This window comes from Amycolatopsis albidoflavus (genome assembly GCF_039525725.1).
Taxonomy (GTDB): Bacteria; Actinomycetota; Actinomycetes; order Mycobacteriales; family Pseudonocardiaceae; genus Amycolatopsis; species Amycolatopsis albidoflava.
In genome coordinates, this window is record NZ_BAAAHV010000011.1 from 299,451 (window position 1) to 323,079 (window position 23,629).

25 protein-coding genes are annotated in these 23,629 nt (G+C 71.0%); 15 read left to right on the forward strand and 10 right to left on the reverse strand.

Translation table 11 applies throughout. The features are described from left to right. The 3 genes from ABD156_RS15995 to ABD156_RS16005 are packed head-to-tail and all read right to left on the reverse strand — an operon-like array spanning position 1 to position 3,271. Entirely contained in the window at positions 1 to 834 is an 834-nt protein-coding gene (locus tag ABD156_RS15995; RefSeq protein ID WP_344273113.1) for an ABC transporter permease, read from the reverse strand. Continuing rightward, complete coding sequence (locus ABD156_RS16000) at positions 831 to 1,769, reverse strand: ABC transporter permease (protein ID WP_344273116.1); 939 nt, start codon at positions 1,767 to 1,769, stop codon at positions 831 to 833. The genes ABD156_RS15995 and ABD156_RS16000 overlap by 4 nt, the downstream gene beginning before the upstream one ends. Further along, positions 1,766 to 3,271, reverse strand: coding sequence for an ABC transporter substrate-binding protein (locus tag ABD156_RS16005; protein ID WP_344273118.1), 1,506 nt, complete (start codon positions 3,269 to 3,271; stop codon positions 1,766 to 1,768). Before ABD156_RS16005 ends, ABD156_RS16000 begins: the two co-directional genes overlap by 4 nt. Before the next feature lie 170 nt (positions 3,272 to 3,441). Between ABD156_RS16005 and ABD156_RS16010 the strand changes: the two genes are divergently transcribed. Continuing rightward, a complete protein-coding gene (locus ABD156_RS16010; protein ID WP_344273121.1) occupies positions 3,442 to 3,909 on the forward strand; it encodes a hypothetical protein in 468 nt (155 codons plus the stop codon). Between the two features lie 38 nt (positions 3,910 to 3,947). Here the strand turns inward: ABD156_RS16010 and ABD156_RS16015 are convergent, their stop codons facing one another. Further along, complete coding sequence (locus ABD156_RS16015; protein WP_344273124.1) at positions 3,948 to 5,006, reverse strand: LacI family DNA-binding transcriptional regulator; 1,059 nt, start codon at positions 5,004 to 5,006, stop codon at positions 3,948 to 3,950. Positions 5,007 to 5,094: 88 nt separating this feature from the next. Beyond that, entirely contained in the window at positions 5,095 to 6,063 is a 969-nt protein-coding gene (locus tag ABD156_RS16020) for a nitroreductase family protein (protein WP_344273126.1), read from the reverse strand. Positions 6,064 to 6,286: 223 nt separating this feature from the next. Between ABD156_RS16020 and ABD156_RS16025 the strand changes: the two genes are divergently transcribed. Continuing rightward, the gene (locus tag ABD156_RS16025; RefSeq protein WP_344273128.1) at positions 6,287 to 6,541 is read left to right on the forward strand and encodes a hypothetical protein; all 255 of its coding nucleotides are present in this window, start codon (positions 6,287 to 6,289) and stop codon (positions 6,539 to 6,541) included. A 7-nt stretch (positions 6,542 to 6,548) separates the two neighbouring features. Here the strand turns inward: ABD156_RS16025 and ABD156_RS16030 are convergent, their stop codons facing one another. Both ABD156_RS16030 and ABD156_RS16035 read right to left on the reverse strand, forming a co-directional pair. Continuing rightward, a complete protein-coding gene (locus ABD156_RS16030; protein WP_344273131.1) occupies positions 6,549 to 7,322 on the reverse strand; it encodes a GAF and ANTAR domain-containing protein in 774 nt (257 codons plus the stop codon). After that, positions 7,319 to 8,035: a GAF and ANTAR domain-containing protein gene (locus ABD156_RS16035; protein ID WP_344273134.1), complete on the reverse strand. Its 717-nt coding sequence runs from the start codon at positions 8,033 to 8,035 to the stop codon at positions 7,319 to 7,321. The genes ABD156_RS16030 and ABD156_RS16035 overlap by 4 nt, the downstream gene beginning before the upstream one ends. Before the next feature lie 362 nt (positions 8,036 to 8,397). Here ABD156_RS16035 and ABD156_RS16040 point away from each other — a divergent pair, with 362 nt between their 5' ends. Together ABD156_RS16040 and ABD156_RS16045 are read left to right on the forward strand one after the other, a co-directional pair. Continuing rightward, positions 8,398 to 8,727 (forward strand): hypothetical protein, encoded by a 330-nt coding sequence (locus tag ABD156_RS16040; protein WP_344273137.1) that lies wholly within the window; start codon positions 8,398 to 8,400, stop codon positions 8,725 to 8,727. Between the two features lie 75 nt (positions 8,728 to 8,802). Then, positions 8,803 to 9,627 (forward strand): DUF72 domain-containing protein, encoded by an 825-nt coding sequence (locus tag ABD156_RS16045; RefSeq protein WP_344274469.1) that lies wholly within the window; start codon positions 8,803 to 8,805, stop codon positions 9,625 to 9,627. Positions 9,628 to 9,749: 122 nt separating this feature from the next. Here the strand turns inward: ABD156_RS16045 and ABD156_RS16050 are convergent, their stop codons facing one another. Beyond that, on the reverse strand, positions 9,750 to 10,688 hold the full coding sequence (locus tag ABD156_RS16050; protein WP_344273140.1) for a LysR family transcriptional regulator: 939 nt from the start codon (positions 10,686 to 10,688) through the stop codon (positions 9,750 to 9,752). Positions 10,689 to 10,788: 100 nt separating this feature from the next. On the opposite strand from ABD156_RS16050, the gene ABD156_RS16055 reads away from it, so the two are divergent. From ABD156_RS16055 to ABD156_RS16080, 6 genes are read left to right on the forward strand one after another with little or no spacing between them, the layout of a single operon-like run. Then, positions 10,789 to 11,964, forward strand: coding sequence for a CaiB/BaiF CoA transferase family protein (locus ABD156_RS16055; RefSeq protein ID WP_344273144.1), 1,176 nt, complete (start codon positions 10,789 to 10,791; stop codon positions 11,962 to 11,964). A 47-nt stretch (positions 11,965 to 12,011) separates the two neighbouring features. Continuing rightward, positions 12,012 to 13,286 (forward strand): MFS transporter, encoded by a 1,275-nt coding sequence (locus tag ABD156_RS16060; protein ID WP_344273147.1) that lies wholly within the window; start codon positions 12,012 to 12,014, stop codon positions 13,284 to 13,286. Beyond that, positions 13,283 to 14,053, forward strand: a complete 771-nt coding sequence (locus ABD156_RS16065; protein WP_344273151.1) for an enoyl-CoA hydratase family protein — start codon at positions 13,283 to 13,285, stop codon at positions 14,051 to 14,053. The genes ABD156_RS16060 and ABD156_RS16065 overlap by 4 nt, the downstream gene beginning before the upstream one ends. Beyond that, positions 14,050 to 14,838 (forward strand): enoyl-CoA hydratase/isomerase family protein, encoded by a 789-nt coding sequence (locus ABD156_RS16070; protein WP_344273154.1) that lies wholly within the window; start codon positions 14,050 to 14,052, stop codon positions 14,836 to 14,838. The genes ABD156_RS16065 and ABD156_RS16070 overlap by 4 nt, the downstream gene beginning before the upstream one ends. A gap of 5 nt (positions 14,839 to 14,843) precedes the next feature. After that, complete coding sequence (locus ABD156_RS16075) at positions 14,844 to 15,911, forward strand: acyl-CoA dehydrogenase family protein (protein ID WP_344273155.1); 1,068 nt, start codon at positions 14,844 to 14,846, stop codon at positions 15,909 to 15,911. After that, entirely contained in the window at positions 15,911 to 16,801 is an 891-nt protein-coding gene (locus tag ABD156_RS16080) for an acyl-CoA dehydrogenase family protein (RefSeq protein WP_344273157.1), read from the forward strand. The genes ABD156_RS16075 and ABD156_RS16080 overlap by 1 nt, the downstream gene beginning before the upstream one ends. Here ABD156_RS16080 and ABD156_RS16085 read toward each other — a convergent pair. After that, a complete protein-coding gene (locus ABD156_RS16085; protein ID WP_344273159.1) occupies positions 16,768 to 17,529 on the reverse strand; it encodes a helix-turn-helix domain-containing protein in 762 nt (253 codons plus the stop codon). The two genes, ABD156_RS16080 and ABD156_RS16085, sit on opposite strands and share 34 nt — an antisense overlap. Before the next feature lie 260 nt (positions 17,530 to 17,789). Then, positions 17,790 to 18,716 carry a TauD/TfdA dioxygenase family protein gene (locus ABD156_RS16090; protein WP_344273162.1) on the reverse strand — a complete coding sequence of 309 codons (927 nt, stop codon included), beginning with the start codon at positions 18,714 to 18,716 and terminating at the stop codon, positions 17,790 to 17,792. A 234-nt stretch (positions 18,717 to 18,950) separates the two neighbouring features. On the opposite strand from ABD156_RS16090, the gene ABD156_RS16095 reads away from it, so the two are divergent. Genes ABD156_RS16095 through ABD156_RS16115 form a run of 5 tightly spaced genes read left to right on the forward strand, consistent with a single transcriptional unit; the run spans position 18,951 to position 23,536 of the window. Next, positions 18,951 to 19,955: an ABC transporter substrate-binding protein gene (locus ABD156_RS16095; protein ID WP_344273165.1), complete on the forward strand. Its 1,005-nt coding sequence runs from the start codon at positions 18,951 to 18,953 to the stop codon at positions 19,953 to 19,955. After that, entirely contained in the window at positions 19,955 to 20,773 is an 819-nt protein-coding gene (locus tag ABD156_RS16100; RefSeq protein ID WP_344273168.1) for an ABC transporter ATP-binding protein, read from the forward strand. Before ABD156_RS16095 ends, ABD156_RS16100 begins: the two co-directional genes overlap by 1 nt. After that, the gene (locus ABD156_RS16105) at positions 20,770 to 21,609 is read left to right on the forward strand and encodes an ABC transporter permease (protein WP_344273171.1); all 840 of its coding nucleotides are present in this window, start codon (positions 20,770 to 20,772) and stop codon (positions 21,607 to 21,609) included. Before ABD156_RS16100 ends, ABD156_RS16105 begins: the two co-directional genes overlap by 4 nt. Next, positions 21,609 to 23,186: an FAD-dependent oxidoreductase gene (locus ABD156_RS16110; protein WP_344273174.1), complete on the forward strand. Its 1,578-nt coding sequence runs from the start codon at positions 21,609 to 21,611 to the stop codon at positions 23,184 to 23,186. Before ABD156_RS16105 ends, ABD156_RS16110 begins: the two co-directional genes overlap by 1 nt. Further along, positions 23,183 to 23,536, forward strand: a complete 354-nt coding sequence (locus ABD156_RS16115) for a 4Fe-4S dicluster domain-containing protein (RefSeq protein WP_344273177.1) — start codon at positions 23,183 to 23,185, stop codon at positions 23,534 to 23,536. Before ABD156_RS16110 ends, ABD156_RS16115 begins: the two co-directional genes overlap by 4 nt. The last annotated feature ends 93 nt before the right edge of the window (positions 23,537 to 23,629 follow it).

Here is a 23,629-nt window from a genome sequence, read left to right on the forward strand (position 1 = left end):
TCAGCTCTTTCCTTCCGTGCGGCTGACTGTCCTGGCGACGGACTCGGCCACGAGGTTGCCGCCGAGAGCCATCATGAGGATCAGCGCGATCGGTGCCAGCACCGGCAGCGGCGCGACGGCGAGGCCGTCTTGGTTTTCGCTGACCATAAGCCCCCAATCCGGAGCGGGCGGTGTGATGCCGAAGCCGAGATAGTTCAGCGAGGCGATCGCGGTGACCGCCCACACCAGCCGCATTCCGGTTTCCACCATCAGCGGCGACGTCACGCCGGGCAGCACTTCGCCGAGGACGATCTGCCGGCCGGGCAAGCCGTTCGCCTTGGCCCACAACACATATTCGCTGTCGAACACCGGCAGCGCCGCGCCGCGCAGCACTCGCGAGACGCCGGGGGCGAACGCGACCCCGACGAGCGACGCGGTGAGCAGCGGGTGGCGGCCGAACGCGGCCACGAACACCAGCACGAAGATGGTCTCCGGGAAGCTCAGCACGACGTCCATCGCTCGCATGAGGACGGTGTCGGCGACGCCGTCGCGGTAGGCGGCGGTCAGCCCGATGAGCGCCCCGAGGACGACGCCGATTCCGGTGGCGAGGAGCGTCATCCAGGTGAGGGTGCCGCCGCCGGACAGCAAGCGGCTGAGCACGTCCCGGCCCAAAAGATCGGTGCCCAGCGGGAACTGCGCGCTCGGTCCCTCCAGCGGAGGCGCGACGATAGCGGTCGGCGGCCACGGCGCGAGCAACGGGCCGAAGACGACGACGAAGGCGATCGCGGCGAGCAATCCGAGCCCGAGCCGGGCGCGACCGGTCCGAGCCGCGCGGCGCGCCACCGAAACGCTCATCGGGTGCGCCCTGCCGCGGCGAGAACGTCCGCGAGGAGATTGCACAGGTAGTACGTGGCCGCGAGGATGAGCACGCACGCCTGCAGGACCGGCAGATCGTGCGAGTTCACCGCGCTGACCAGCGCCGTGCCGAGCCCGGGATACGAGTACACGTATTCGACGACCACGACGCCGGTGATCGTGACGGCCGCGACCAGGCCCGCCGCGGGCAGGCTCGCCGCGATGGCGTTGGGCAGCGCGTGCCGGAACAGGATGCGGCGACGGCTCAGTCCTTTGAGGACGGCCATCTGCACGTACTCGCTGTCCAGCGCGTCGATGACCGAAGCGCGCACCAAGCGTCCCAAGTACATCACCCCCATGAACGTGAGCGTGGCGACCGGCAGCACGAGTTCGGCCGGATGCCCCCACGGCAGGTCGCCGGGCGGGATGTCCGAAACTCCCGGCAGCACCCCGAGCATCGTGGTGGCGAAGAGCGCGATCAGCAGCATCCCCACGACGAACGGCGGCAGTGCCATGCTCAGCGACGTGACCGCGACGAACGCCTTGTCCGCGAAACTGTCGCGGCGCGCAGCGCTCAGCACCCCGGCGGCCACCGAGAGCGGCAGGATCAGCGCCATCGAGATGAAGCCGAGGGTGAACGAGTTCACGATCCGCGGCCCGAGGATTTCCGCGACGGGTTCCTTGTTCTGCAGCGACACTCCCGGATGCCCGGTGAGCAGGCCGCCGAGCCAGCGGCCGTATTGCTCCAGGAGCGGCTGGTCGAGGCCGAGCTGGTGGCGCAGATTCGCCACCTGCTCGACGGTGGCGTCCTTGCCGAGGACGATCCGCGCTACGTCGCCCGGCAAGGCTTGCGTCACCAGGAAAACCAGCACCGAGACCAGAAACAACACGAGCACGCCGAGCGCGAGCCGGCGCACTAGCCAGCGCGCGGTCATCCGACGGTCACGTCGGTCAGGAACGACAGCGGGCGGCCGTTCACGTCCGGCACGAGCCCTTGCACCGCCGCCCGGTGCGGCAGGAGCACGTCGGAGAACGCGGGGATGATGTACGGGCCGTTCGTGTACTCGATTTCGTGCATCCGGTTCATGAGCGGGCATTGCCGCTGCTCGGGCGACCTGAACAGTTCGCCCGCCAGGCCGGTGAAAGCGGCGTCGTTCCAGTGCGCGGCGTTGCCGACCCGGTCCGGCAGCAGCCCGCCGAGCACGGACGGCAGGTAGGGGACCGGGTTGTAGTCGACGAAAGCGGGCCACTGGCCCCATTTCGCGAGCAATTCCGGCGTCGGGACCACGTTGACGGTCACCTTGACGCCCGCCAGCGCGGCGTTCTGCGCAAAGACCTGCGCTAGCTCCGACATGCCGGGCAGCAGGCCGTCGGTGGTGATCGCGAACGACAGATCGCTTTGCCCGGCCTCGGCCAGCAGCCGTTTCGCGGCCGCGATGTCCGGAGCCCGCTGCGGGAGGTTCGGCGCGGCGCACTGCGGCGTGGTCGTCTCGTAGTCGTTCGCGATCCGGGCGTAGCCGCTGAAGACGTTGGACACGATTTGCTGCCGGTCGACCAGCAGCCGCAAAGCCTGGCGCACCCGGACGTCGCGGAACGGCGCGACGGCAGTGTCGAGCCCGATCTGCAGGCTGAAGGTGCCTTTGCTGTCGAGCAACTGGATGCCGCCGCGGCCGGCGAGCGACTTCGCGATCGTCGGCGTCGTGTTCGACGCGATGTCGACCCGGCCGGACAGCAGCGCGTTCGCCTGCGCCTGCTGGCTCTGGTACTCGATCAGCTGCACGGCGGCGAGCTTCGGTTTCCTGCCCCAGTAGCCGTCGGACCGCTCCACTGTGGACTCCCGGCCCGCGGCGAACGACTTGACCGCGAACGGCCCGGTGCCGATCGGCTTCGCCGGGGCCGACCCGGTTTTGGTCATCGGCAGCAGCACGCTCGTCCAGATGTCCTTGAACGGGCTGAACGGCTCGGTCAGCCCTACTCGCACGGTCAGCTTGTCCACGGCCTGGATCGAGGCGGGGTCGATCATCTGGATCAGCGCCAGGCCCTGCGCGGCGTGCGCGGGATCGCGCAGGTACTTGATGCTCGAGACGACGTCGGCCGCGGTGAACTCGGTGCCGTCGCTGAACTTCACGCCGGGGCGCAGGGTGATCGTCCACTGTGTCCGGTCGGCGTTCGGCGTCATGCCGGTCGCCAGCCGCCATTCGGTCCTGCCCTCCGGGCCGAGCGCGGTGAGCCCCTCGAAGACCAGGGAACTGCGCAGCTCCTGGATCGGGCCCTGGTTGCTGGCGTAGGGGTTGAGGACCTCGCCCGCGTCGGTCGAGACGGAGATGCGGAGCGTGCCGGCGCCGGCCGGGTCGTCCGCGTCGTCCGGACGGCCGCAGCCGGCGAGCAGCGCGGCGGCGAGCAGGAGAACGGGCAGGCATCGGGGTCCGCGCGACACTGGGAACCTCCAGGGAAGCCAGAAATCTAAACCGTTAGATCTGCCAGGCGTCGCCACAGGGTACGGCCAGTTCCGGCGCGAGGGAAGAGTCTACAAGTGGAGAAGCTAATCGTTTAGAGTGTGCTGCGGCCGGCTCGGCCCGTCCCGGGAGCAGAGGAGGAAGCAGCCGCATGACCAGTCCGTACGAGCGCCTGTTCGTGAGGAAAATGCCCAACTGTCTCGACGACCTCGTCAACGAGGGCGCGGCGGCGGGCGTCGTCGAACCGCCCAACGTCGGCGAATCGCTCGCCCTCATGCGCGCGAAGGAGGTGCCGGAGAGCAAGATCCACCTCACCTACACGTGGATCGGCGCATGCGACACTCCGGTGCAGTGGGTGAAGGAGCACCAGCACGACTACGACGAGGTCCTGATCTGGCACGGGAACAATCCGGAGGACCCCGACGACCTCGGCGCGGAAATCTACCTCGACGTCGAGGGCGTCCGGCACGTGATCACCACGAGCGGTTCGGTGTATCTGCCCGCGGGCACCCGGCATTGCCCGCTCGGGTTCACCCGGGTGGACCGGCCGTTCCGGTTCAGCGCGCTGTCGCTGAACTCGGAGTACGCCTCGGACGAGCACAACACTCTCGCGCGGTAGCGAACGGCCCCGTCACGGATTTCGCCGTGGCGGGGCGGTTATCCGCTGGCGGCCGCTCCGGCGTGTGCGGCTTCCTCGGTGGCGCCGGGTTCGCAGCCGCACGTGACGCCGACGCTGAGCGTTCCGTCCAGCACGACTGACGGATCGTCGCGGCCGTCCAAGGCGTCGAACGCGCGCACCGCGAATTCCTCCAGCGGAACGTGCACCGTGGTGAGCGGAACGTTGCCGAGGCGGGCTTCCCTCGTCCCGTCGAAGCCGACGACCGCGAGGTCCTCCGGCACGCGCAACCCCAGGCTGTGCGCGATGCGGATGGTCACCAGCGCCTGCTCGTCGGTGGTCGCGTAGACGGCGCGGATCCGGCGGCCGCTCGTCAGCACGTCGCGCACCGCCCGGCCCGCCTCGACCTTGTCGAAGGACGTCCGGACGAGCCTGCCCTCGGCGGGCAGGCCGGCGTCCGCCATCGCCTCGCGCCAGCCTCCTTCGCGGCCTTCGGCCGGTCCCACCGCGATTTCGCCTGCCACGCAAAAGATGTCTTCGTACCCGTGCCCGAGCAGGTGCTCGGTGACGAGCCGCGCGCCGTCGAAGTCGTCGAACACCACGCTGGGCGAGCTGTCGTCCGGTGCGGCCCACTGCAGGAACACGCACGGTGTTTCGGCCGCCAGCCGCGGTTTTTCGCCGGTCGTCACGAAAATCCCGCGCGGCCGCAGTTCGGAGAACGCCTCGCCGTATTCGTCGGCGAGCCCCGGCCGGTAAGCGGTATTGCCGAGCAGCGTCAGCAATCCCCGGCGGCGGCCCTCCGCTTCGAGGCAGCGCGACATCTCGCCGTAGAAGGCGTTCGCGGTGTCCGGCACCAGCAGTCCGACCAAATTGGACCGGCCGCCGCTCAACGCCCCGGCGAGCGGATTGCGCCGGTAGCCGAGCAGCCGGATGGCGTCCTCGACCTTGCGCCGCGTCTTGTCGGCCACCGGACGGGGCCCGTCGTTGAGGACGTAGCTGACCACCGCCGTGGAGGTCCCGGCCAGCCGCGCGACATCGGAAAGGACCGGCCGGCGCCCGGGGCGCGCGGCGTCACGGTATTCCCCGGTTTCCGCTGCCACGGTGCCACTCTAAAGCACCGGAGCGCGGGCGGCGTCCATCCGGCACAGTGGGAAGTGGACGACCGTGCCGGGGAACTGCCGGGGCCGGTCAGCAGCGATGTTTCGCTGGCGCCTGAAGCGGTTCGAGCACGTCGTCGACGCTCGCCTGCGACCTCGTCCGCTGCAGTCGCTTCACACCGACCGGCGGCCGTCCCACCCACAACACCGCTTGCGGCGCTTGGCCGAGCGTGACGCGCTCCGCGAGAGTCTCGCGCAGCCGCGGCCCGGTCCGGCTCAGCCGCCCGGACGACAATCCGTACCCCGTCGCGGTCAGCAGCACCGAACTCAGCGCCTCTCCGGCGCGCAGCCAGGCAAGGCGGTCGTCGCCCGGCGTGCTGAGCACGAGCAGGGACGCCCCGTCGTTCCGAGGTTCGGCTTCGCCTCGCGCGAGCGGCGGCCGGTTTCCCGCCGTCCCGGCGGCAGCGCGGACGAGAACACCCTGTGAAGCGACGAGGGACGCGCTGCGTGCGTACGCCTCTTCGCGACGCATTTGGGCGGGAACCCTGGTGCCTTCGCCGCCCGCGGTCATGAGATAGCCGCGGACTGCGCGGTCTTCCACCGGGTGCAAGACCGCGCCTTCGCGGGCGGCTGCGTGCGAAAGCCGGCCAAGGCAGTCGGACGGCACCGGTCGTCCGCCGCACGGCCGCAAGTCCTCGCGGCGCCGCGCGATCGACGTCGCCAGCGCGGCTTCTCCGGGACCCGGCTCGCCCGGCCGCGGCGTCACGACGGCCAGCCGGTCCGGTTCGCCCGGCGAGGGCAACCGGTCCACCGCGCACGCCCAGCCGAGACCGGCGAAGGCGATCCGGAGATGGTGCAGTGCCGCGCCGCTGCTGAGCGTCTGCCATCGCCCGGCGGGATCGTCGGCCGCTCGCCGCCGGCTCGGCTCCGCGTAGAGGTGGAGGGTGCGGTAGCCGATGCGCCACTGCCAGAGCGGGGCGTCGGAGGCGCCTGGGGCGAGAAGTGCCGCCGCCACCGCCGCCTCGACGGCGGCGGGGCCGGGAACCCGCGAATTCGGCATGGTTGCTTCCCGCTGGAGTCGGGGGAGTGCGTCCGGTCGGTGCCAGGCTCCATGGTGCGCCCCCGCACGGGCCCGCGATAGAGGCGAAGGTTCATCAATTCGGAGCGATCCGCGGCCTCGTTCCGCGAAGTTCGCTGACCTCGCATTCGGGACGCCAGCGGGTCTCCCCGTCCGGTCTCGCCGGGTACTGGCGCGCACCGGAACGGGAGAGGACGGTAGGGGCATGTCCCCTCAGCGCCTCGACGAGGCCGCGTGCACCGCGGCGGCCCGGCTGCTGAGCGCGTCGCTGGCGGAACGGACGACGATCGGCGAGGCGGTCGGCGTTGTCCAGTGCACGCAGGGATGTGACGCCGCGGAGGCGTTGGGCGTCTTGGCCCGCGGTGCGGGCGGGGAGGGGGCGGAAGCGGCGCGGGTGACGGCGGTTGCCGATGCCGCTGCCGAGAGCGGGGCGGATCCGGAGTACTGGGGTTGGGCCTGACCCGGTGTCAGCCGGTGAGGTCGGCCGGGTCGAGGGTGCGGTCGATCAGCGATCTGGCGACGTCGCGCAGCGGCCGGTCGTGCCGGGCCGCGTAGTCGTTGACCAGCGCGCGGGCCGTGTCCGGGTCGGTGCCGAGGACGCCGGCGACCACCCCGACCGCCTGGTCGTGCCGGACCCGGTCGTTCAGCGAGGCGAGGGTGGCCTCGAACAGCCGGTCCGCGCGCCGCGGGCCGGTTTCCCGGACCAGCGCCAGCACCGCGAGGTCCGACACCACCTGCGCCAGCGACAGCTGCCACGGCTGCGGCTCGGTCGGCGCGGCGAACAGCAGGGTGAACCCGCCGACCGCTTCGCCGTCCAGCCGCAGCGGCACCGCGACCACGGCCTGGTACCCGGCCGCCAGCGCCGCCGTCGCGAAGCCCGGCCAGCGGTCCCGTTCGAGGGTCAGATCGGGGACCGCGACCACGGCCGCCGTCGCGATGCAGTCGACGCACGGTCCCCGGCGCACGTCGGTCCGCAGCAGTTCCGCGAACTGCGCGGTCTCGTCCGAAGCCGCGAGGACGGCGGGCTCGCCGCCCGGGTCCTTCAGCAGCACCGCGGCGCCGCGCGCGCCGAGGAGGCCGGTGCCGACCTCGGCGATCAGGCGCAGCACCGCGGCGTTGTCCGAGGCGCCGACCAGGCGGGAGGTGATCGCGGCCAGCGCGGCGGGCGCGTCCGCGGGCAGGAGGCCGACGCGCCCGGCGGGCGTCCGGCGGCCGGCGTTCTCGTCGGTGGGATGGTTCATTCGGACGACTCCTCAAGGGTGATGCGGCGCTCCAGCACGTCCCGGGCCACGTCGAGGAGAGGCCGGTTGGTGCTGTAGGCGTGGGCGCGCAGGCGGGCGAACGCGTCGTCGAGGCTGATCCGCAGCAGGGCGGAGAGCATGCCGGTGGCGATGTGCACGTCCTGGTAGGAGAGCACCGTGCGCGGGGCGAATTCCACCCCGGCGAGCTCGGCCTCGCGGGACTGCCGCAGCAGCGCCGCGGTGGCCAGGTCGGCGGCGAGCGCGGCGTCCCGCGTCTCCGCGCTGGTCAGCCCGCCGGGACGGCGCCGGGCGAGTTCGAGGGTGCCGAGCCGGATGCCGCCGAACTGCAGGGGGAACGCGAAGGTCGCGCCGAGGCCCGCCGCGAGCGCGGTCTGGGCGAACCCGGGCCAGCGCACCTGGTCGGCGGTCAGGTCCGGGACCAGCACCGGGCTTCCGGTGTCGAAGGCCTCCGCCCCCGGCCCTTCCCCGGCGGTGTACTCCAGTTCCGCCAGCCGGGCCGCCCAGGCGTCGCTCGCCCCCAGCACCTCCTCCGACCGCGGGCCCGCCCGCAGCGCCAGGATCGCGGCGTCGACCTGGTCCATCGTCTCCACGCAGGCGAGGCACACTCCTTGCGCCCAGCTGCCGCGGCGGCCTGCTTCGTCGGGCGCGGCGGCGAGTGCCTTCCACAGCGGCTGCCGGTGCTGGCCCTCCACCTTCGTGGCCCCCTTTGCGGCCGGACATCCCAGACCCTCCACCCTACGAGACGCCTCGCGGACGGGCAGTCCGGCCTGTTTCGCGAGGAAAGCGGCACTCCGGTCGTCCTGCCGCGTCCGCCCGCCATCGGCCGGGCGAGTCCACAATGGACAGACCGGTGCCCGGCGTGTGCCGTCGCGCACACCGTCCCCTCTCCGGAAGTCCCGGCTGCGCAGGACAAGCGGCGGATGCCCGAAGCTCATGGCGCGCTCCGCTGTCCAGTCCAATTTGACACTTCATGCGAACACATGTTCGACTCCCGTTTCGGGTCGCCGGGAACCGCGGGCGGCCCGGAGCAGGGAAGCGAGCAGGTGAGCCAGAGGTGAGCGAGTGGCCGTCGACCGTGCGGAGAGTGGATCCGCCGATTCCGGTGTGGGTGGGCGTGCGCAAGCTGCTCGTGCTCGGCACGGAGATCCTCGCGCCGCGCGACCGGGCCGGGCTGCGGATCGAGACAGAGCATCCCGGGCTGCTGTTCGAATGGGCGCGCCGCGAGGACGGCGGGCTGCTCGGCTGGGTCACCTATCAGCTGGTCACCGCCGACGACCAGTGGTCGCGGCCGGTCAGCCACTACGTGCCCGCGCACCTGCTCCGCCGCCGGGGGCCCGCCCGCCGGCAGCAGTACGGCGACTACCGGCCCCGGACCCACGGATAGCCGCGCCCGGGTAGTAATTTCCCCTGAGGAGAGAGGGGGCGGACGACAGTGGCACGTCTTCATGTCGGCTGCGCGATGTGGACGCACAAGGCGTGGCCGGGGCGGTTCCTGCCGCAGTCGCTGCCCGCGAAGGAGCGCCTGCGGGCCTACGCCGGCTGGTGCAACGCGGTCGAAGGCAACACCACCTTCTACGCGACTCCCGCCCGAGCCACCGTCGAGACGTGGGCGCAGCAGACCGGCCCGGACTTCCGGTTCGTGGTGAAGGTGCCCAAAACTGTCACGCACGAACGCCGCTTCGCCGGAGTCGAGACCGAGATGCGGGCGTTCCTGGACGCGATCGAACCCCTCGGCGAGCGGGCGGTGCTGTGGACGCAGGTGCCCGGCTCGTTCGGCCCCTCGGACGTCGATGCGCTCGGCCGTTTCCTGCGCCGCCTTCCGGCGAATCTCCGGCGTGCGGTGGAGGTGCGGCATCCCGAGTTCTTCGCCGACGCCAGCGCGACGTCGCTGCTGGAGGGGACGCTCGGCGCCGCGGACGCCGAGTGGGTGCCGTTCGACACCACGGTTTTCTTCCAGAGCCCGCCGTCCAGCGAGGCGGAGCAGGACGCCTGGGCCAAGAAACCGCGGCTGCCGCGCCGGACGCGCGCGCTGACCGACCGGCCGGTCGTCCGCTACCTGGGCCGGGACTCGGTGGAGGAGACCGTCGAGGGATGGCGGCCGTGGACCGAGGTGGTCGCGGGGTGGCTGCGGGAGGGTCGTTCGCCGACGGTTTTCGTGCACACTCCCGACAACGCCGAAGCGCCCGCGCTCGCCCGCCGCTTCCACGACGACGTGCGGGCGCTGGCGCCTGACGTGGATGCCTTGCCGGAGCCGGAGCCGGTCGAGCCCGCGACGCTGTTCTGAGCGACCGCGGGGTCGGCCGGGCTCGGATTCCGTTGCCGGGTCGGGTCGTTCGTCGCGTGCGAGAGCCAGAGCCTGTTGCGCGGCGGGATCCTGTTGTCCTTTGTGGACGGCTGGGTGTGGGATCAGCCGTGAGCGGATTCTCGTGCCGCGTCGGTTCGTTCGTCGCGTGCCAGTGCCAGAACCCGTTCCACGGCCGGATCTCGTTGTCCCGCGCGGACGATCGCGACGATGGTCAGCGCCAGGTCGTCGTCCGGTCCCTCCCGGTGTGCGGCTTCGAGCGTCCGGAACACCACCCCGGGCAGCGCTCCGGCGGGCACCTGTTCGGGCACCAGGCACACGCAACTCCCCGCCGCGACATGGCTGATCAAGCCGGGGAGGCTGTCCGCCCGGGCGCCGTCGCGCGGGGCGAAACCGGCGGCGCGGCAGGCGGCGGCGACCTGTTCGGCGAGTCCGGCCAGCGCGGTCAGCGAGGGCAGCGCGAAGTTTTCGCCCGCGAGATCGGCCAGTCCCACGGCGGTGCGCCCGGCTAGCGGATGTCCGGCGGGCAGCGCGACGGAGAGCCGTTCGGCCGCCACCGTGCGCAGGTCGAGCCCGTCCGGATCGGCGAGCGGGCCGCGCACGAAGGCGAGGTCGAGCCTGCCGGACCGGACCATCGACGCCAGTTCGGCCGAGGTGTTCTGGTGCAGGTGCAGGCGCAGCCCGGGAAAGCGGTCCCGCGTCAGCCGGAGCACCCGCGGCAGGAACGTGTAGGAGATGCCGCTGATGAAGCCGAGGTGGAGTTCGCCTTCGGCGCCGTCGGCGATCCGCCGCGCGCGGCCGACGGCGGCCTGCTGGGCTTCGAGCAGATGCCGGGCGTCGCGGGCGAACGCGGCGCCGGCCGCGGTCAGCCGCACGGCGCGGGTGCTGCGTTCCAGCAGCCGCACGCCGAGGCCGCGTTCGAGGCGCTGGATCGCCTGGCTCAGCGGCGGCTGGCTCATCGAAAGGCGTTCGGCGGCCCGGCCGAAGTGCTCCTCCTCGGCCAGCACGACGAACTGCTCCAGCAGGCGAGTCGTCAGATCCATATCCCCAAGCATATGGATAACGGGCCAAGAAGTATTGGCGGCAGATGAATGACCTCGTCTTGACTGGGTCCAGCTGCCGAGGACACAGGAGGTACGAGCGATGGACGAAACGCCCACCGGCCCGCTGACCGGATTGCGGGTCGTCGAGCTGGCCACCGTGATCATGGGCCCGTACGCGGGCGCGCAGCTGGCCGACCTCGGCGCGGACGTGGTCAAGGTCGAGGCGCCGGGCGGGGATCCGACCCGGCACTTCGAGCCGCGCCGGCACCCCGGGATGGCGGGCGCGGCGCTGAACTTCAACCGCAACAAGCGCAGCGTGTGCCTCGACCTGAAGACCGGGGCCGGGCGGGACGCGCTGCTCGCGCTGCTGGCCACTGCCGACGCGTTCGTCACCAACGTCCGGCCGGGCGCGCTGCGCAGGCTCGGGCTGGCCTACGACGACCTGGCGGACGGCCTGCCCGGGCTCGTCTACGTGAGCGCGCAGGGTTTCCGGAGCGATTCCGCGCTCGGCGACAACGCCGCCTACGACGACATCCTCCAGGCCGCCTCCGGTCTGGTCTGGCTGAACGAACAGGTCACCGGCGAGGCCTATTACGTGCCGACCGTGCTGGCGGACAAGGTGTGCGGCCTGTTCATCGTCCAGTCCGTGCTGGCCGCGCTGCGCCATCGCGACCGCACCGGCGAGGGCCAGCACGTCGAGGTGCCGATGGCCGACACCATGATCGCGTTCAACCTCGTCGAGCACCTCGCCGGAGCCTCGCTCGAACCGGCGGAGGAGCCCGGCTACGGCTACCCGCGCGTGCTGAGCAAACAGCGCCGGGCGTGCCGCACGGCCGACGGGTGGATGTGCATCCTGCCCTACAACGACCGCAACTGGCGCGACTTTTTCGCCCACGCGGGCCGTCCCGAGCTTTCCGCCGATCCGCGCTTCGCGGACATGCCGGCCCGCGTCGCGCACGCCGACGAACTGTACGGCCAGGTCCGCGAACTCACCCCGCAGTTCACTTCCGCGCAGTGGCAGGAGTTCTGCGACCGCGTCAGCATTCCCGCGCATCCCGTGTACAGCCTCCAGGAGGCGGCCGAGAGCGAGTACGCCCGGCAAGGCGGTCTCGTCCAGACGGTGCAGCACCCGACCGAGGGCGCCTGCCGTCTCGTGGCCCCGCCGGTGCGCTACTCCCGCACCCCGCCCGGGATCTACCGGCACTTCCCGCCCGTCGGCGCGGACACCGGACAGGTGCTGGCCGAAGCGGGCTTCGACCCTTCCCGCCTCGACTGACCCGAGCCCGTCCCCACGACAACGTCGTCGTCCCTTACGGAGAACCCATGGCGTCATCCGAACCCCTCGTCCCGCGTCCCGGCAGGGCGTGGGCCGTCACCGCGCTCGTGCTGCTGTTTCTGCTGATCAATTACGCGGACAAGACAGTGGTCGGGCTCGCCGCTGTGCCGATCATGAAAGACCTCGGTCTCGGCGAGGAGCATTACGCCCTCGTGCAGTCCAGTTTCTATTTTCTGTTCAGCGTTTCCGGCATTGTCGTCGGGTTCGCCGCCGCGAAACGCCGCACGACCCGGGTGATGGCTGTGCTCGCTCTGATCTGGGGACTGACCGCGCTGCCGATGGCCGCCGGGCTCGGCTTCGGTGCTTTGATCGCTTCGCGGATCGCGCTCGGCGCGGCGGAAGGGCCCGCGGTGCCCGCCGCGACGCACACCGTCTACGGCTGGTTCCCCACCCGCGACCGGGCCTTGCCGAACGCTTTGGTCCACATTGGACCGACACTCGGCGTCGTGGCGAGCGCGCCGCTGCTCAGCTGGATCATCGCGGACTTCGGCTACCGGACGGCGTTCGGCGTGCTGTTCGCGCTTTCGGTGGTGTGGGCGGCGGCGTGGCTGCTGTTCGCGAACGACGGGCCGTACGCCAAGTCGGCCGTGCCCTCCGGCGCGAGCCGCGAACCGGTGCCGTACCGGGTGTTTTTCCGGTCGGGAACGGTGCTCGGCGCGGTCCTCGCGGGCTTCGTCGCTTTCTGGGCGACCACCACCGCATTGGGTTTCCTGCCCCGCTACCTGTCTTCCGGGCTCGGGATCGGGCCTCAGCAGGCGGGCACTCTTTCCGCGCTGCCGTCCTTGTTCGCGACCGTCGTGATCGTGGTGATGGGCGCGGTTTCCACGAGGTTCCGCCGCCGGGGAGCGGGCAGTCGGCGCGCGTACTGCCTGCCTGGGATGGCGCTGCTCGCAGTCTCCGGGGCCGCGATGATTCTCTTTCCACATACGGAAAAGGTGACGGCGATCGTGCTGATCACGGTCGCGTTCGGACTGCCGAGCGCGTTCTATCCGATGGTGTGGCTGCTCATCGGAGAACTGGTCCCGCCGGAGCGCCGCCTTGCTGTGACCGCCGCGACGACTGCCGTCGCCACCTCGGCCGGAGTGTTCGCGCCGTTGGTGATGGGCGGCTTCCTCACCGCGCGAAACGGTTATGCGGCGGGGTTCGGGGTGTGCGGCGCGCTGTTGCTGGTGGGAGCGGTCGTGGGCACAGTGCTGATCAATCCGGAGCGAGACCAGCGGCGGCTGCCCACGCTCTCACCGGAAAGCGTCAGTGCCGCATGAAGCGTACTGACGAAGACGGAATCGCCACCCTTGTCCTCGACTCGCCGCACAACCGCAACGCCCTGTCGGCCAAGCTGGTCGGCGAACTCTCCGTGCAGCTGAGCCGCGCGACTGAGGATCCGGCCGTCCGCGCGGTACTGCTCACGCACACCGGCGAGACCTTCTGCTCAGGCATCGACCTGGCCGAAGCCCGCGCGGGCACGGGTCTCACCGCCGAGCAGTTGACGAACCTGCTGCGCACGGTCGTCGAGATGCCGAAACCCGTGGTCGCTCGCGTGGCCGGGCACGCCAGGGCCGGAGGGCTCGGGCTGCTCGGCGCGTGCGACATCGTCGCGGCGAGCCCGGCCGCGAGCTTCGCGTTCACCGAGGTGCACATCGGGCTGGCCCCGGCCGTCTTGTCGACCACGGTGCTCCCGCGCCTCGATTCGCGCGCCGCCTCTCGCTATTACCTCACCGGAGAACGCTTCGACGCCGCCGAGGCCGCGCGCATCGGCCTGATCACGCTCGCCGCCGACGACGTTGACGAGGCGCTCGAACCGGTGCTCGCCGGGCTGCGCTCTGCCGCCCCCGGAGCACTCGCCGCCGCCAAGCATCTGACCACGACAGCCGCGCGACAGTTCTACGGCACTCACGCGAGCGAGCTGGCCGCACTCGCCGCGCGGCTCGGCGACAGCGCCGAAGCAAGGGAAGGGATCGCGTCCTTTCTCGAACGCCGAAGCCCGGTTTGGGCGGCAACCCGTTTCACCATCAGGAAGGAGTCGCGATGACTTCCACACCCGGCCTCGACGTCCGCGTCGAGGACCACGTCGGCTGGATCGTCCTGGACCGGCCGCGGCAGAAGAACGCCTTTACCGGCGAAATGCTGCGTGCCTGGGCCGAGGCGTACCGCGCTTTCCAAGCAGACGACCAGGTTCGCGCCGTCGTCGTCACCGGCACCGGCGACGCTTTCTGCGCCGGAGCCGATCTCGGCGACCTCGGCCAGCCTCGCACCCCGCTGGGCAGCAGGCGGCTGATGACCGAGCACGTGCACCCGGTGGCCATGGCCGCGGAAGACCTCGCCAAACCGCTGATCGCCGCCGTCAACGGCGCGGCGGTCGGCGCCGGCATGGACATGGCCCTGATGTGCGATTACCGGATCGCCTCCGAGCGCGCCCGGTTTTCGGAAGGGTACGTACGGGTCGGTCTCGTCCCCGGCGACGGCGGCTGCCACTACCTGCCGCGGATCGTCGGCCGGTCGCGAGCGCTGCGGCTGCTGTGGACCGGCGAGTTCGTCGACGCGGACCAGGCGCTGGCCTGGGGGCTGGCGGACGAGACCTGCCCGCACGACGAGCTTCCGGCGCGGGCCCGGGAATTCGCCGCGACACTGGCGTCCCGGCCGCCGGTCGCCGTCGAGCTGATCAAACGCGCGGTGCGGGCGGGAGAACACGCGGACCTGCGGACCTCGCTGGACCTGATCGCCTCGCACCAAGCCGTCGTCCAGGCGACCGCCGACTCCGCCGAAGCGCTCGCGGCGTTCGTCGGCAAGCGCCCGGCGCAGTACCTCGGAGAGTGAGCCAGATGACCGAAGACCTTCGCCGCCGCGTGCGGGATTTCCTCGCCGCCCATCCGTTCACCCCGCGCTGCGATTCCTGGGCGGGCTCCTACGACCTGGACTTCAGCCGCGAACTCGGCAAAGCCGGGCTGCTGGCCGTCTCGTGGCCGGAACGCCTCGGCGGCGGAGGCGGCACTGCCGTCGACCGGCTCGCCGTCACCGAGGAATTGCTGCGCGCCGGTGCTCCGCTGGCCGCGCACTGGGTGGGAGAACGGCAGATCGGGCCGACCCTGCTCCGGCACGGCAGCCCCGAACTGCAGGAGGAATTCTGCCCGCCGCTGGCGCGCGCCGAATACACCTTCGCGCTGGGGATGAGCGAGCCGGACGCGGGTTCGGACCTGGCGTCGCTGCGCACGTCCGCCGTCCGGGACGGCGACGGCTGGCGCATCACCGGGCGCAAGATCTGGACCAGCGGCGCGCACCGGGCGAGCCATCTGTACGTCCTGGCCCGCACCTCCCGCGAGGCCGACCGCCACGACGGGCTCACCGAGTTCGTCGTCGCGCTGGACTCCCCGGGGATCACCGTCACGCCGATCCTGGACCTGCGCGGCGAGCACCACTTCAACGAGGTCGTCCTGGACGAGGTGGCCGTTCCGGGCCGGTGGGCGATCGGCCGCGTCGGAGAGGGCTGGCGGCAGGTCGTCGGGCAGCTCGCGTTCGAACGGGGCGGCCCGGAGCGGTTCCTCTCGACTTATCCGCTGCTGTCCGCCGTGCTCGCCGCTGGACTCGTCGACGACACCGCCCGGCGTGAACTGCGCGCACTGGCCGCTCGGTTGCAGATCCTGCGAGCCTGGGTGCTGGAGACCGCGCAGGTGCTCGACGCGGGCGGCTCCCCGGTCGTGCCCGCCGCGACGAGCAAATACCTCGGCCACGAGTTCGAGCTCAGCGTCATCGACTGGGCGCGGCCGCTCATGCCGCGAGCCGCCCCGGAGGTCCGCGCGCTCTACGACCAAGCCCTCGCCGCCGCCCCCGCTTCCGGCCTGCGGGGCGGCGCGGCCCCCGTCATGCTGTCGATGATCGCTAGGGACAACTGATGACCACACCCACCCTGGAAGCCGACCTGGACGCCTCGGTCAGCGAGGTGATCGCGGGCTGGGAACGCCCCGGCGACCTGCGCGAGCAGTGGCGGATCGCCGCCGGGCTCGGCTGGACCACCATCCTGGACGACCTCCGCGCCGACGCGCCGGAGGACGACCTCATCGATGCGGCCTGCGGCGCGGTCACCGCCCTGGGCCGCGGTGGGATCGCGCTCCCGCTCCGCCAGACGCTGGTTGCCCGTGCCGGGACTCCACTGTCCACAGTGGATGCAATCGCCGTGCACCCTGCTGCACAAGGAATCTGGGCGCCGATCGCGGACGGCAGCGCGTTCGAGGAAGCCGGACGAGATCTCGCGGACCGGCCGTATTCTCTGGTGCCGCCGACCGAAATCCCGTTGCGGCTCGCCGCGCTGTCCGAGGTCCTCCGGCTCCAGGAGATGCTCGGCGCGGCCCAGGGCGCGGTCGCCGAAGCTCGGCGGTACGTCACCGACCGCGTCCAGTTCGGCAAGCCGCTGACCGCCATCCCGGCGGTGCGGACCACGCTGGGACAGCTGAAAGTCGATGTCCGGCAACTGGAAACGGTCACGCACGAGGCCAGGTCCCGCCTTTTCGGCGACGACGGCGCCCTCGCGTTCGCGCTGGCTACTGCCCGCGAGGTCTCCGCGACGGTGGCCCCGCGCATCGCCCAAACCGCGCACCAGCTGCACGGCGCGATGGGCATCACGTACGAGGCCGCACTGCATTGGCGAACCAGGCTGCTGTGGGCGGATTGCGACGAGGGCGCGCGATGGGGCGACGAAGGCGTGGATGCGGTGCCGGTCGACGAGACGGCCCTGTGGTCGCTGACTGCTCCTTACTCGGCGGGGACGAGCGTGATCAGTCGCTGATGGGGGTCGTCGACGACCTGGAGCACTACCTGGTCCCAAGTTTCCTCGGCTCCGTCCGGCAGGCGGAGCCGGACGCGGATGCTGGTGTGCGGGCGGACGACGTCGTTGCGTTCCCAGAGGGCTTTGAAGTCGGGGTTAGTGCGGAGCAGGTCGTCGATCCAGTCTCCGGTGGGCGGGCCTGCCGGAGTGCTGGCGCGGACGATGCCGATCACGGTGCGCTGCATGGCTTCCAGGTCGGTGAACCGGCTTTGCAGGACGGGGTCGGTGAACACCATTTGGACGAAGCGGCGTTGCTCTGGCGGGATGGCGCCGAAGTCGGTGAGCAGGCGGGCGGCGGCGGGGTTCCAGGCGAGGATCGAGGTGGCCGGCCCGACGAGGAGAGCGGGCACGTCGCCCATCCGGTCGACGAGGCGGCGCAGCGGATCGCTCGGTTCGGGATTCTCCGGCGGGGCGACGGGGTCGGCCAGAAGATCGAGCGCGTAGCGGGTCTGGTCGTCGTCCAGTTCGAGTGCGGCGGCGACGCGGCGGACCACATCGGCGCTGGGCAGGACCCGGCCCTGCTCGATCCTGGTGTAGTACTCGTCGCTGACGAACGCCGCGGCGGCGACCTCGGCGCGGCGGAGGCCGGGCACCTGTCGGCGGCCCGTCTCGGAGTCGGGCGGTGGGGCTTCGTCGCGGCGGGCGTGCAGAAACGCTCCGAGTTGCGTGAGCCGAGGATCGCGCGCCATCAGCAAAGACTCCGGGGGAGGGGAATCACACTCACCTGGTCCCTCCGCTCTGGGGCGAGGCCCTCGCACAGCACGACGGCGACCCGTGAGGCGGGACACTGTCGCCGTGGACGCCAACGGCGTCGCCTCGAGCGTACTGTCGCTCACTGCCCCGAGCGTGGCGGGCTGGACCGGGCGCGGCATGGCCGCCCTTTTCCCGCGTCTGAGCTGAAAAACGACACGTCCGGCCGTGCTGAACCGCAGCACGGCCGGACGCGTGTTCAGGCCAGTGGCGAGTATTCCGCGGCGTCGCCGAGCCGCGCAGTACTGCGGACCCCGTCAACGCTGACCGGCACATCGCCGGACACCGTCACCCGGTGCAGGCGGCGAGGAAGATCGTCGTAGTCCGCGACTCCGTAATGCTGCGTGGCGCGGTTGTCCCAGATCGCCACGTCGCCAGGCGCCCATTGCCAGCGCACGGTGTTCTCCAGCCGGGTGACGCGGGCCTGCAGCAGCTCGAAGATCGTCGCCGATTCGGTACTGGACAAGCCGACCAGTTGCTTCACGAAATGTCCCAGCAGCAGGACCCGTTCGCCGGTTTCCGGGTGGACGCGGACGACCGGATGTTCGGTTTCGTAGACCTCGGACCGGAATTCGTCCCGATAGGACTGTTCTTTCACGTCGACCCCGCCGACGCGGTATTCGTCGGCGCGGCCGGCGTAGTCGTGGGCGTTGGTGTGCACCGCCCACAGCCGTTCCGCCAGCGCCTGCAGCGACGCGGGCAGCTTGGCGTACGCGTTCGCGGTGTTCGCCCAGGTCGTGCTGCCGCCGTAGGCGGGCAGAGTGACCGCTCGCAGCACGCTGATCGCCGGGACCCGGTCCACGAACGTGACGTCGGAATGCCAGCTGTTGGCTTTCCCGTGCTGGGCGTCGATCGGCAGGATGTTCCCCAGCCCGGTGCTGCGGACCGTCGGATGCGGCTGGGTGAGCTCGCCGAGCAGCCGGGCGAACGCCTGCTGCCCTTCGTCGTCGAGGTGGTGCTGCTCGCGGAAAAAGATCACTTTGTTCGCGAGCAAGGCGTCGCGGATCTGCGCGACGGTGTCGGCGGGCAGATCGCCGCCGAGCCGGATTCCGTCGATCCGGGCGCCGATGGCGGCCCCGGTCTTGTGCACGGCGAGGCGCGTGTCCACTGCGTCGGCGAGGGTCATCAGGTACTCCCATTCGGTGTGCTCGGCTGCCTTCAAGACTGAGCGGGCGCGAGCCCGGAAAGCAAGATTGCGTTCAGGGTGAACCGAATTCGTCCCAGAATCCGGGCAGCCGCCGCGAGTCCGGGATGTGGGACGTCGTTGCCTGCCGGAAAGCCTGCTGCCAGCCTGATCCGCACGCCGCTTCCGGCCATTCCGTGCTCCCTTTTCCCCTGTTCGAAAAAAGGACGTGCCACCGTGACCACGAGCCGAAGGAACTTTCTGGGACTTGCCCTCGCGGGCCTCGCGGCGACGGCGGCCGGCTGCGCCGCGGCGAGCGGCGGCACCACGAAAACCCTGCGCTACCAGGGCTGGGCGGGCCAGGTCACGCCGCCCGAACTGGCCGCCGACCTGGGCTACCTCGGCGACGTGACGCTGCAGTGGGTGGGCGACACGATCAGCGGGCCGCAGGACATCCAGTCCGCGGCGACCGGCCAGGTGGACTTCGGCGGCGCGTTCAACGGAGCGGTCGTCAAACTCGCCGCGGCCGGGGCCCCGATCACCTCGGTGCTCGGCTATTACGGCGTGGACAAGCTGGAGTTCAACGGTTTCTACGTGCTGGAAAACAGCCCGATCCGCAGGCCGCACGACCTGGCGGGCAAGAAGATCGGCATGAACACCCTCGGCGCGCAATCCGAGGCGATGCTCGACATCTACCTCCAGCGCCACGGACTGTCCAAAGAGGACATCGCCAAGGCGGAACCGGTCGCGCTGCCCCCGGTGAACACCGAACAATCGCTGCGCCAAGGCAACATCGAGGTGGCCGTGCTGGACGGCATCCTGCGCGACAAGGCGCTCGCGCGCGGCGGCATCCGGCCGTTGTTCACCGATTACCAGCTGCTCGGCGCGTTCACCGCCGGCACCTACGTGCTGCGAAAGGACTTCATCGAACGCAATCCGGACACCGTGCGCACGTTCGTCAGCGGAGTGGCCAAGGCCATCGAATGGAGCAAGACCACGCCGCGCGAGAAGGTCATCGAACGCTTCACGAAGATCGTCAAGGGCCGCAACCGGAACGAAGACACCGACCCGCTGAAGTACTGGAATTCCTGGGGCGTCGCGGACAACGGCGGCGTGATCACCGACAAGGAACTGCAGCTCTGGATCGACTGGCTGGGCGGGCGCGGCGACATCCGGCCGGGTTCGGTCAAAGCGGGCGACCTCTACACCAACAAGTTCAACTCGTACGCGAAGGGCCAGTGATGAGCGGGGTGCACAGCGGAATCAGGTTCGCCGATGTCGGCAAAACCTTCCCAGCCCGGGGATCCGGCGGCGAACTGACCGCGCTGGCCGGCATCGACCTGGAGATCGGCGCGGGCGAGTTCGCGGTGATCGTCGGGCCGAGCGGCTGCGGCAAATCGACGCTTCTCGACCTGCTCGGCGGGCTCGCCGAACCGGACACCGGGCTGATCCAGCTCGACGGAACGCCGTTGCGCGGGCCTGGCCGGGACCGGGGAATCGTGTTCCAGCAGTACGCGTTGCTGCCGTGGCGCACCGCGCAGGGCAACGTCGAATTCGGCCTGGAGGCGACCGGCGTGCGGCGGGCCGACCGGGCGCGGCGGGCGAGGGAGTACCTCGATCTCGTCGGCCTGCTGGAGTTCGCCGACCGGCATCCGCACGAGCTGTCCGGCGGCATGAAACAGCGCGTCGCCATCGCGCGCAGCCTCGCCTACGACCCGGACGTGCTGCTGATGGACGAGCCGTTCGCCGCGCTGGACGCCCAGACCCGGGAGTCGCTGCAGGACGAGCTGCTGCGGATTTGGCGGCGTACCGGGAAAACCGTCCTGTTCATCACCCACAGCATCGACGAGGCTGTCTACTTGGGACAGCGCGTCGTGGTCCTGACGTCGCGGCCGGGGCGGGTGAAGAGCGTGGTCGACATCGACCTGCCGAGGCGCGACGAGGTCGCGGACGTCCGCTCGACCGGCGAGTTCGCCCGGTACCGGCACGCGATCTGGGAACTGCTGCACGACGAGGTGGCCCGGGCGCACGAACTGGAGAAGGAGGCCGTCGGAGCATGAGCGTCACCACTGTCCCGGAGACCACGAGAACCGAGCGGACCGAGCCCGCAGCACCCCGCCCGCGAGCTGGACGCGGCCGGTTCCAAGCGGCCTTCGTGAAGAGCATCGCGCTGATCCTGCTGCTCGCGGCATGGGAGATCGCCCCGCGCGCCGGTCTGGTGGACCCGGTTTTCCTGCCGCCGTTCCACACCGTCCTCAGCGCGCTGGCGGATCTGGCGGGCAACGGGCAGCTCGCCTCCAACGCCGGGGCCAGCCTCACCCGGTCGCTGGCCGGATTCGCCCTCGCCGTCGTGACCGCGGTGCCGCTCGGCGTGCTGATCGGCTGGTACAAACCGGTTTCGGACGTGCTGACCCCGCTGGTGCAGGTGTTCCTCAACACCGCGGCGCTGGCGCTGCTGCCGGTGTTCGTGCTGATCCTCGGCATCGGCGAGACGTCGAAGATCGCCATCGTCTTCTACGCCTGCACCTGGCCGATCCTGCTCAACACCATCAGCGCGGTCCGCTCCGTCGACCCGACCCTGCTCAAACTGGCGCGCTCGCTGGACCTGTCGGCGCCGCGGCTGTTCGCCCGGGTGGTGCTGCCCGCGTCGGTGCCGACGATCTTCACCGGCATCCGGCTCGCCGGGGCGGCGGCGATCGTCGTCGTGATCGCCGCGGAGATGGTCGGCGCGAAGGCCGGGCTCGGCTACCTGATCAACTTCTCGCAGTACAACTTCGCCATCCCGCAGATGTACGCCGGAATCGTCGCGATCTCCGTTCTCGGCGTCGCGTTCAACCAGCTGCTCGTGACCGTCGAACGGCGGTTCACGTCCTGGCGCACGGAAGGGACCGCCTGATGGAAACGCTCGAGTTGACCGCCGATGTGTTCGTGGCGGGCGGCGGCCCGGCCGCGACGTGGGCGGCTTTGCACGCGGCCCGCGACGGCGCGGAGGTCGTACTGGCGGACAAAGGCTACTGCGGAACCAGCGGCGCGACGGCCGCCGCGGGCACCGGCGTCTGGTACGTGCCCCCGGACCCGGCCGCGCGGGAGGCGGCGATGGATTCGCGCGAGGAACTCGGCGGCAGGCTCGCCGACCGGCGATGGGCTGCGCGGGTGCTGGACGAGACCTACGAACGGGTCAACGAACTCGCGGTCTCGGCCCGGTTTCCGTTCCCCGTCGGCCCGGACGGACGCCAGCTCCGCAACGGTCTCCACGGCCCGGAATACCTGCGCCGCATGCGGGCTCTCGTCCGGCGCGCCGGGGTGCGGATCCTCGACCACAGCCCGGTGACCGAACTGCTCGCCGATCCCTCCGGCGCGGTGGCGGGCGCGGCCGGCTACCAGCGCCAGGGCAGGCAGGACTACCGGGTGCGGGCCGGCGCGGTCGTGCTGGCCACCGGCGGCTGCGCGTTCCTGTCCAAGGCGCTGGGCTGCGACGTCAACACCGGGGACGGCGCGCTGTTCGCCGCCGAAGCCGGGGCCGAGCTGTCCGGCATGGAGTTCTCCAACGCCTACGGCATCGCTCCGGAAGGCACCTCGGTCACCAAAACCGCGTTCTACCATTTCGCCACCTTCTTCCGGGCCGACGGCAGCGTGCTCGAGGGAGCCAGCGGTGTCCGGCGTTCGCCGATCGCGCGGGAACTGTTGCGCGGCAAGGTGTACTGCCGTCTGGACCGGGCCGACGAGCAGTCCCGCGCGGCGATGCGGCTGGCCCAGCCGAACTTCTTCCTCGCCTTCGACCGGATGGGCGTCGACCCGTTCACCGAGAAGTTCCCGATCACCCTGATCGCCGAGGGCACGGTCCGCGGAACCGGCGGCATCCGGATCGTCTCGGACGACTGCGCCACCACGGTTCCCGGCCTGTACGCGGCGGGCGACGCGGCCACCCGCGAACTGATCTGCGGCGGCTTCACCGGCGGCGGCAGCCACAACGCGGCCTGGGCGATGTCGTCGGGCTCCTGGGCCGGACGGGGAGCCGCCCGCTACGCCCGGTCGCTCGGATCCCGTGCGCACAACCGCCGGACGCTCGCGCTCGGCGAGGCCGGGCTCCGGCCGGGCGGGCGCGCCGACGGCGACCACCGCGAAGTGATCGCCGCAATTCAGCGCGAAGTCCTGCCCTACGACAAGAATTACCTGCGGCACGGGAATGTGCTGACCCCGGCGCTCGCCTCGCTCGACGACGTCTGGACCGGGCTGCGAGCGTCGCTTGGCGGCACCGGCGAACTGTCCGTCCGCACCCGGCAAGCGGCGGCGATGGCCGCGCACGCCCGGTGGATGTACCGGTCGGCGCTCGCCCGCACCGAAACGCGGGGGATGGCGAAGCGGCTCGATTTCCCCGCGCAGGATCCTGGCCAGCGGCATCGCCTGCACACCGGCGGTCTCGACACGGTCTGGGTCCGTCCGGAAAGGACAGTCGTGGAGGCGGCGTCGTGATCGAACTGGTGTCCGCGGAGCGCTGCATCGCCTGCGACAAATGCATCACAGTCTGCCCGACCAATGTCTTCGACCGCGGCACAGACGGCATCCCGGTGATCAGCAGGCACGACGACTGCCAGACGTGCTTCCACTGCGAGGCGAACTGCCCGGTCGACGCGTTGTTCGTCTCGCCGCGGACGTCGCCGGAACCGGAGGGGGCGATGGCGAAGGACGCCGATCTGCTGACAGACGGCGGTTTGCTGGGCAGCTACCGGGAACGGCTCGGATGGGGAAAGGGCCGCGCACCGGCTCCCAGCCTGGCGATCGGCCCGCCGCTGCGCCCGGGCGCGGACCCGATCACGAGCTGACCGGTGAGACCAGCGTTGGCGCGGTCCGTGAGGGGAACCCTGAGGGACTCAGAGTCCCTCAGGGTTCCCCTCACGGACGTGAAGAGCGAGCCG

Bases quoted from the DNA above. Each gene is read 5' to 3' on its own strand.
- ABD156_RS16100 (WP_344273168.1), top strand. From the start codon at position 19,955: ATGAGCGGGGTGCACAGCGGAATCAGGTTCGCCGATGTCGGCAAAACC.
- ABD156_RS16000 (WP_344273116.1), bottom strand. From the start codon at position 1,769: ATGACCGCGCGCTGGCTAGTGCGCCGGCTCGCGCTCGGCGTGCTCGTG.
- ABD156_RS15995 (WP_344273113.1), bottom strand. From the start codon at position 834: ATGAGCGTTTCGGTGGCGCGCCGCGCGGCTCGGACCGGTCGCGCCCGG.
- ABD156_RS16075 (WP_344273155.1), top strand. From the start codon at position 14,844: ATGACCGAAGACCTTCGCCGCCGCGTGCGGGATTTCCTCGCCGCCCAT.
- ABD156_RS16055 (WP_344273144.1), top strand. From the start codon at position 10,789: ATGGACGAAACGCCCACCGGCCCGCTGACCGGATTGCGGGTCGTCGAG.
- ABD156_RS16045 (WP_344274469.1), top strand. From the start codon at position 8,803: ATGTGGACGCACAAGGCGTGGCCGGGGCGGTTCCTGCCGCAGTCGCTG.
- ABD156_RS16025 (WP_344273128.1), top strand. From the start codon at position 6,287: ATGTCCCCTCAGCGCCTCGACGAGGCCGCGTGCACCGCGGCGGCCCGG.
- ABD156_RS16010 (WP_344273121.1), top strand. From the start codon at position 3,442: ATGACCAGTCCGTACGAGCGCCTGTTCGTGAGGAAAATGCCCAACTGT.
- ABD156_RS16030 (WP_344273131.1), bottom strand. From the start codon at position 7,322: ATGAACCATCCCACCGACGAGAACGCCGGCCGCCGGACGCCCGCCGGG.
- ABD156_RS16070 (WP_344273154.1), top strand. From the start codon at position 14,050: ATGACTTCCACACCCGGCCTCGACGTCCGCGTCGAGGACCACGTCGGC.
- ABD156_RS16085 (WP_344273159.1), bottom strand. From the start codon at position 17,529: ATGGCGCGCGATCCTCGGCTCACGCAACTCGGAGCGTTTCTGCACGCC.
- ABD156_RS16090 (WP_344273162.1), bottom strand. From the start codon at position 18,716: ATGACCCTCGCCGACGCAGTGGACACGCGCCTCGCCGTGCACAAGACC.
- ABD156_RS16110 (WP_344273174.1), top strand. From the start codon at position 21,609: ATGGAAACGCTCGAGTTGACCGCCGATGTGTTCGTGGCGGGCGGCGGC.
- ABD156_RS16105 (WP_344273171.1), top strand. From the start codon at position 20,770: ATGAGCGTCACCACTGTCCCGGAGACCACGAGAACCGAGCGGACCGAG.
- ABD156_RS16020 (WP_344273126.1), bottom strand. From the start codon at position 6,063: ATGCCGAATTCGCGGGTTCCCGGCCCCGCCGCCGTCGAGGCGGCGGTG.
- ABD156_RS16080 (WP_344273157.1), top strand. From the start codon at position 15,911: ATGACCACACCCACCCTGGAAGCCGACCTGGACGCCTCGGTCAGCGAG.
- ABD156_RS16065 (WP_344273151.1), top strand. From the start codon at position 13,283: ATGAAGCGTACTGACGAAGACGGAATCGCCACCCTTGTCCTCGACTCG.
- ABD156_RS16050 (WP_344273140.1), bottom strand. From the start codon at position 10,688: ATGGATCTGACGACTCGCCTGCTGGAGCAGTTCGTCGTGCTGGCCGAG.
- ABD156_RS16060 (WP_344273147.1), top strand. From the start codon at position 12,012: ATGGCGTCATCCGAACCCCTCGTCCCGCGTCCCGGCAGGGCGTGGGCC.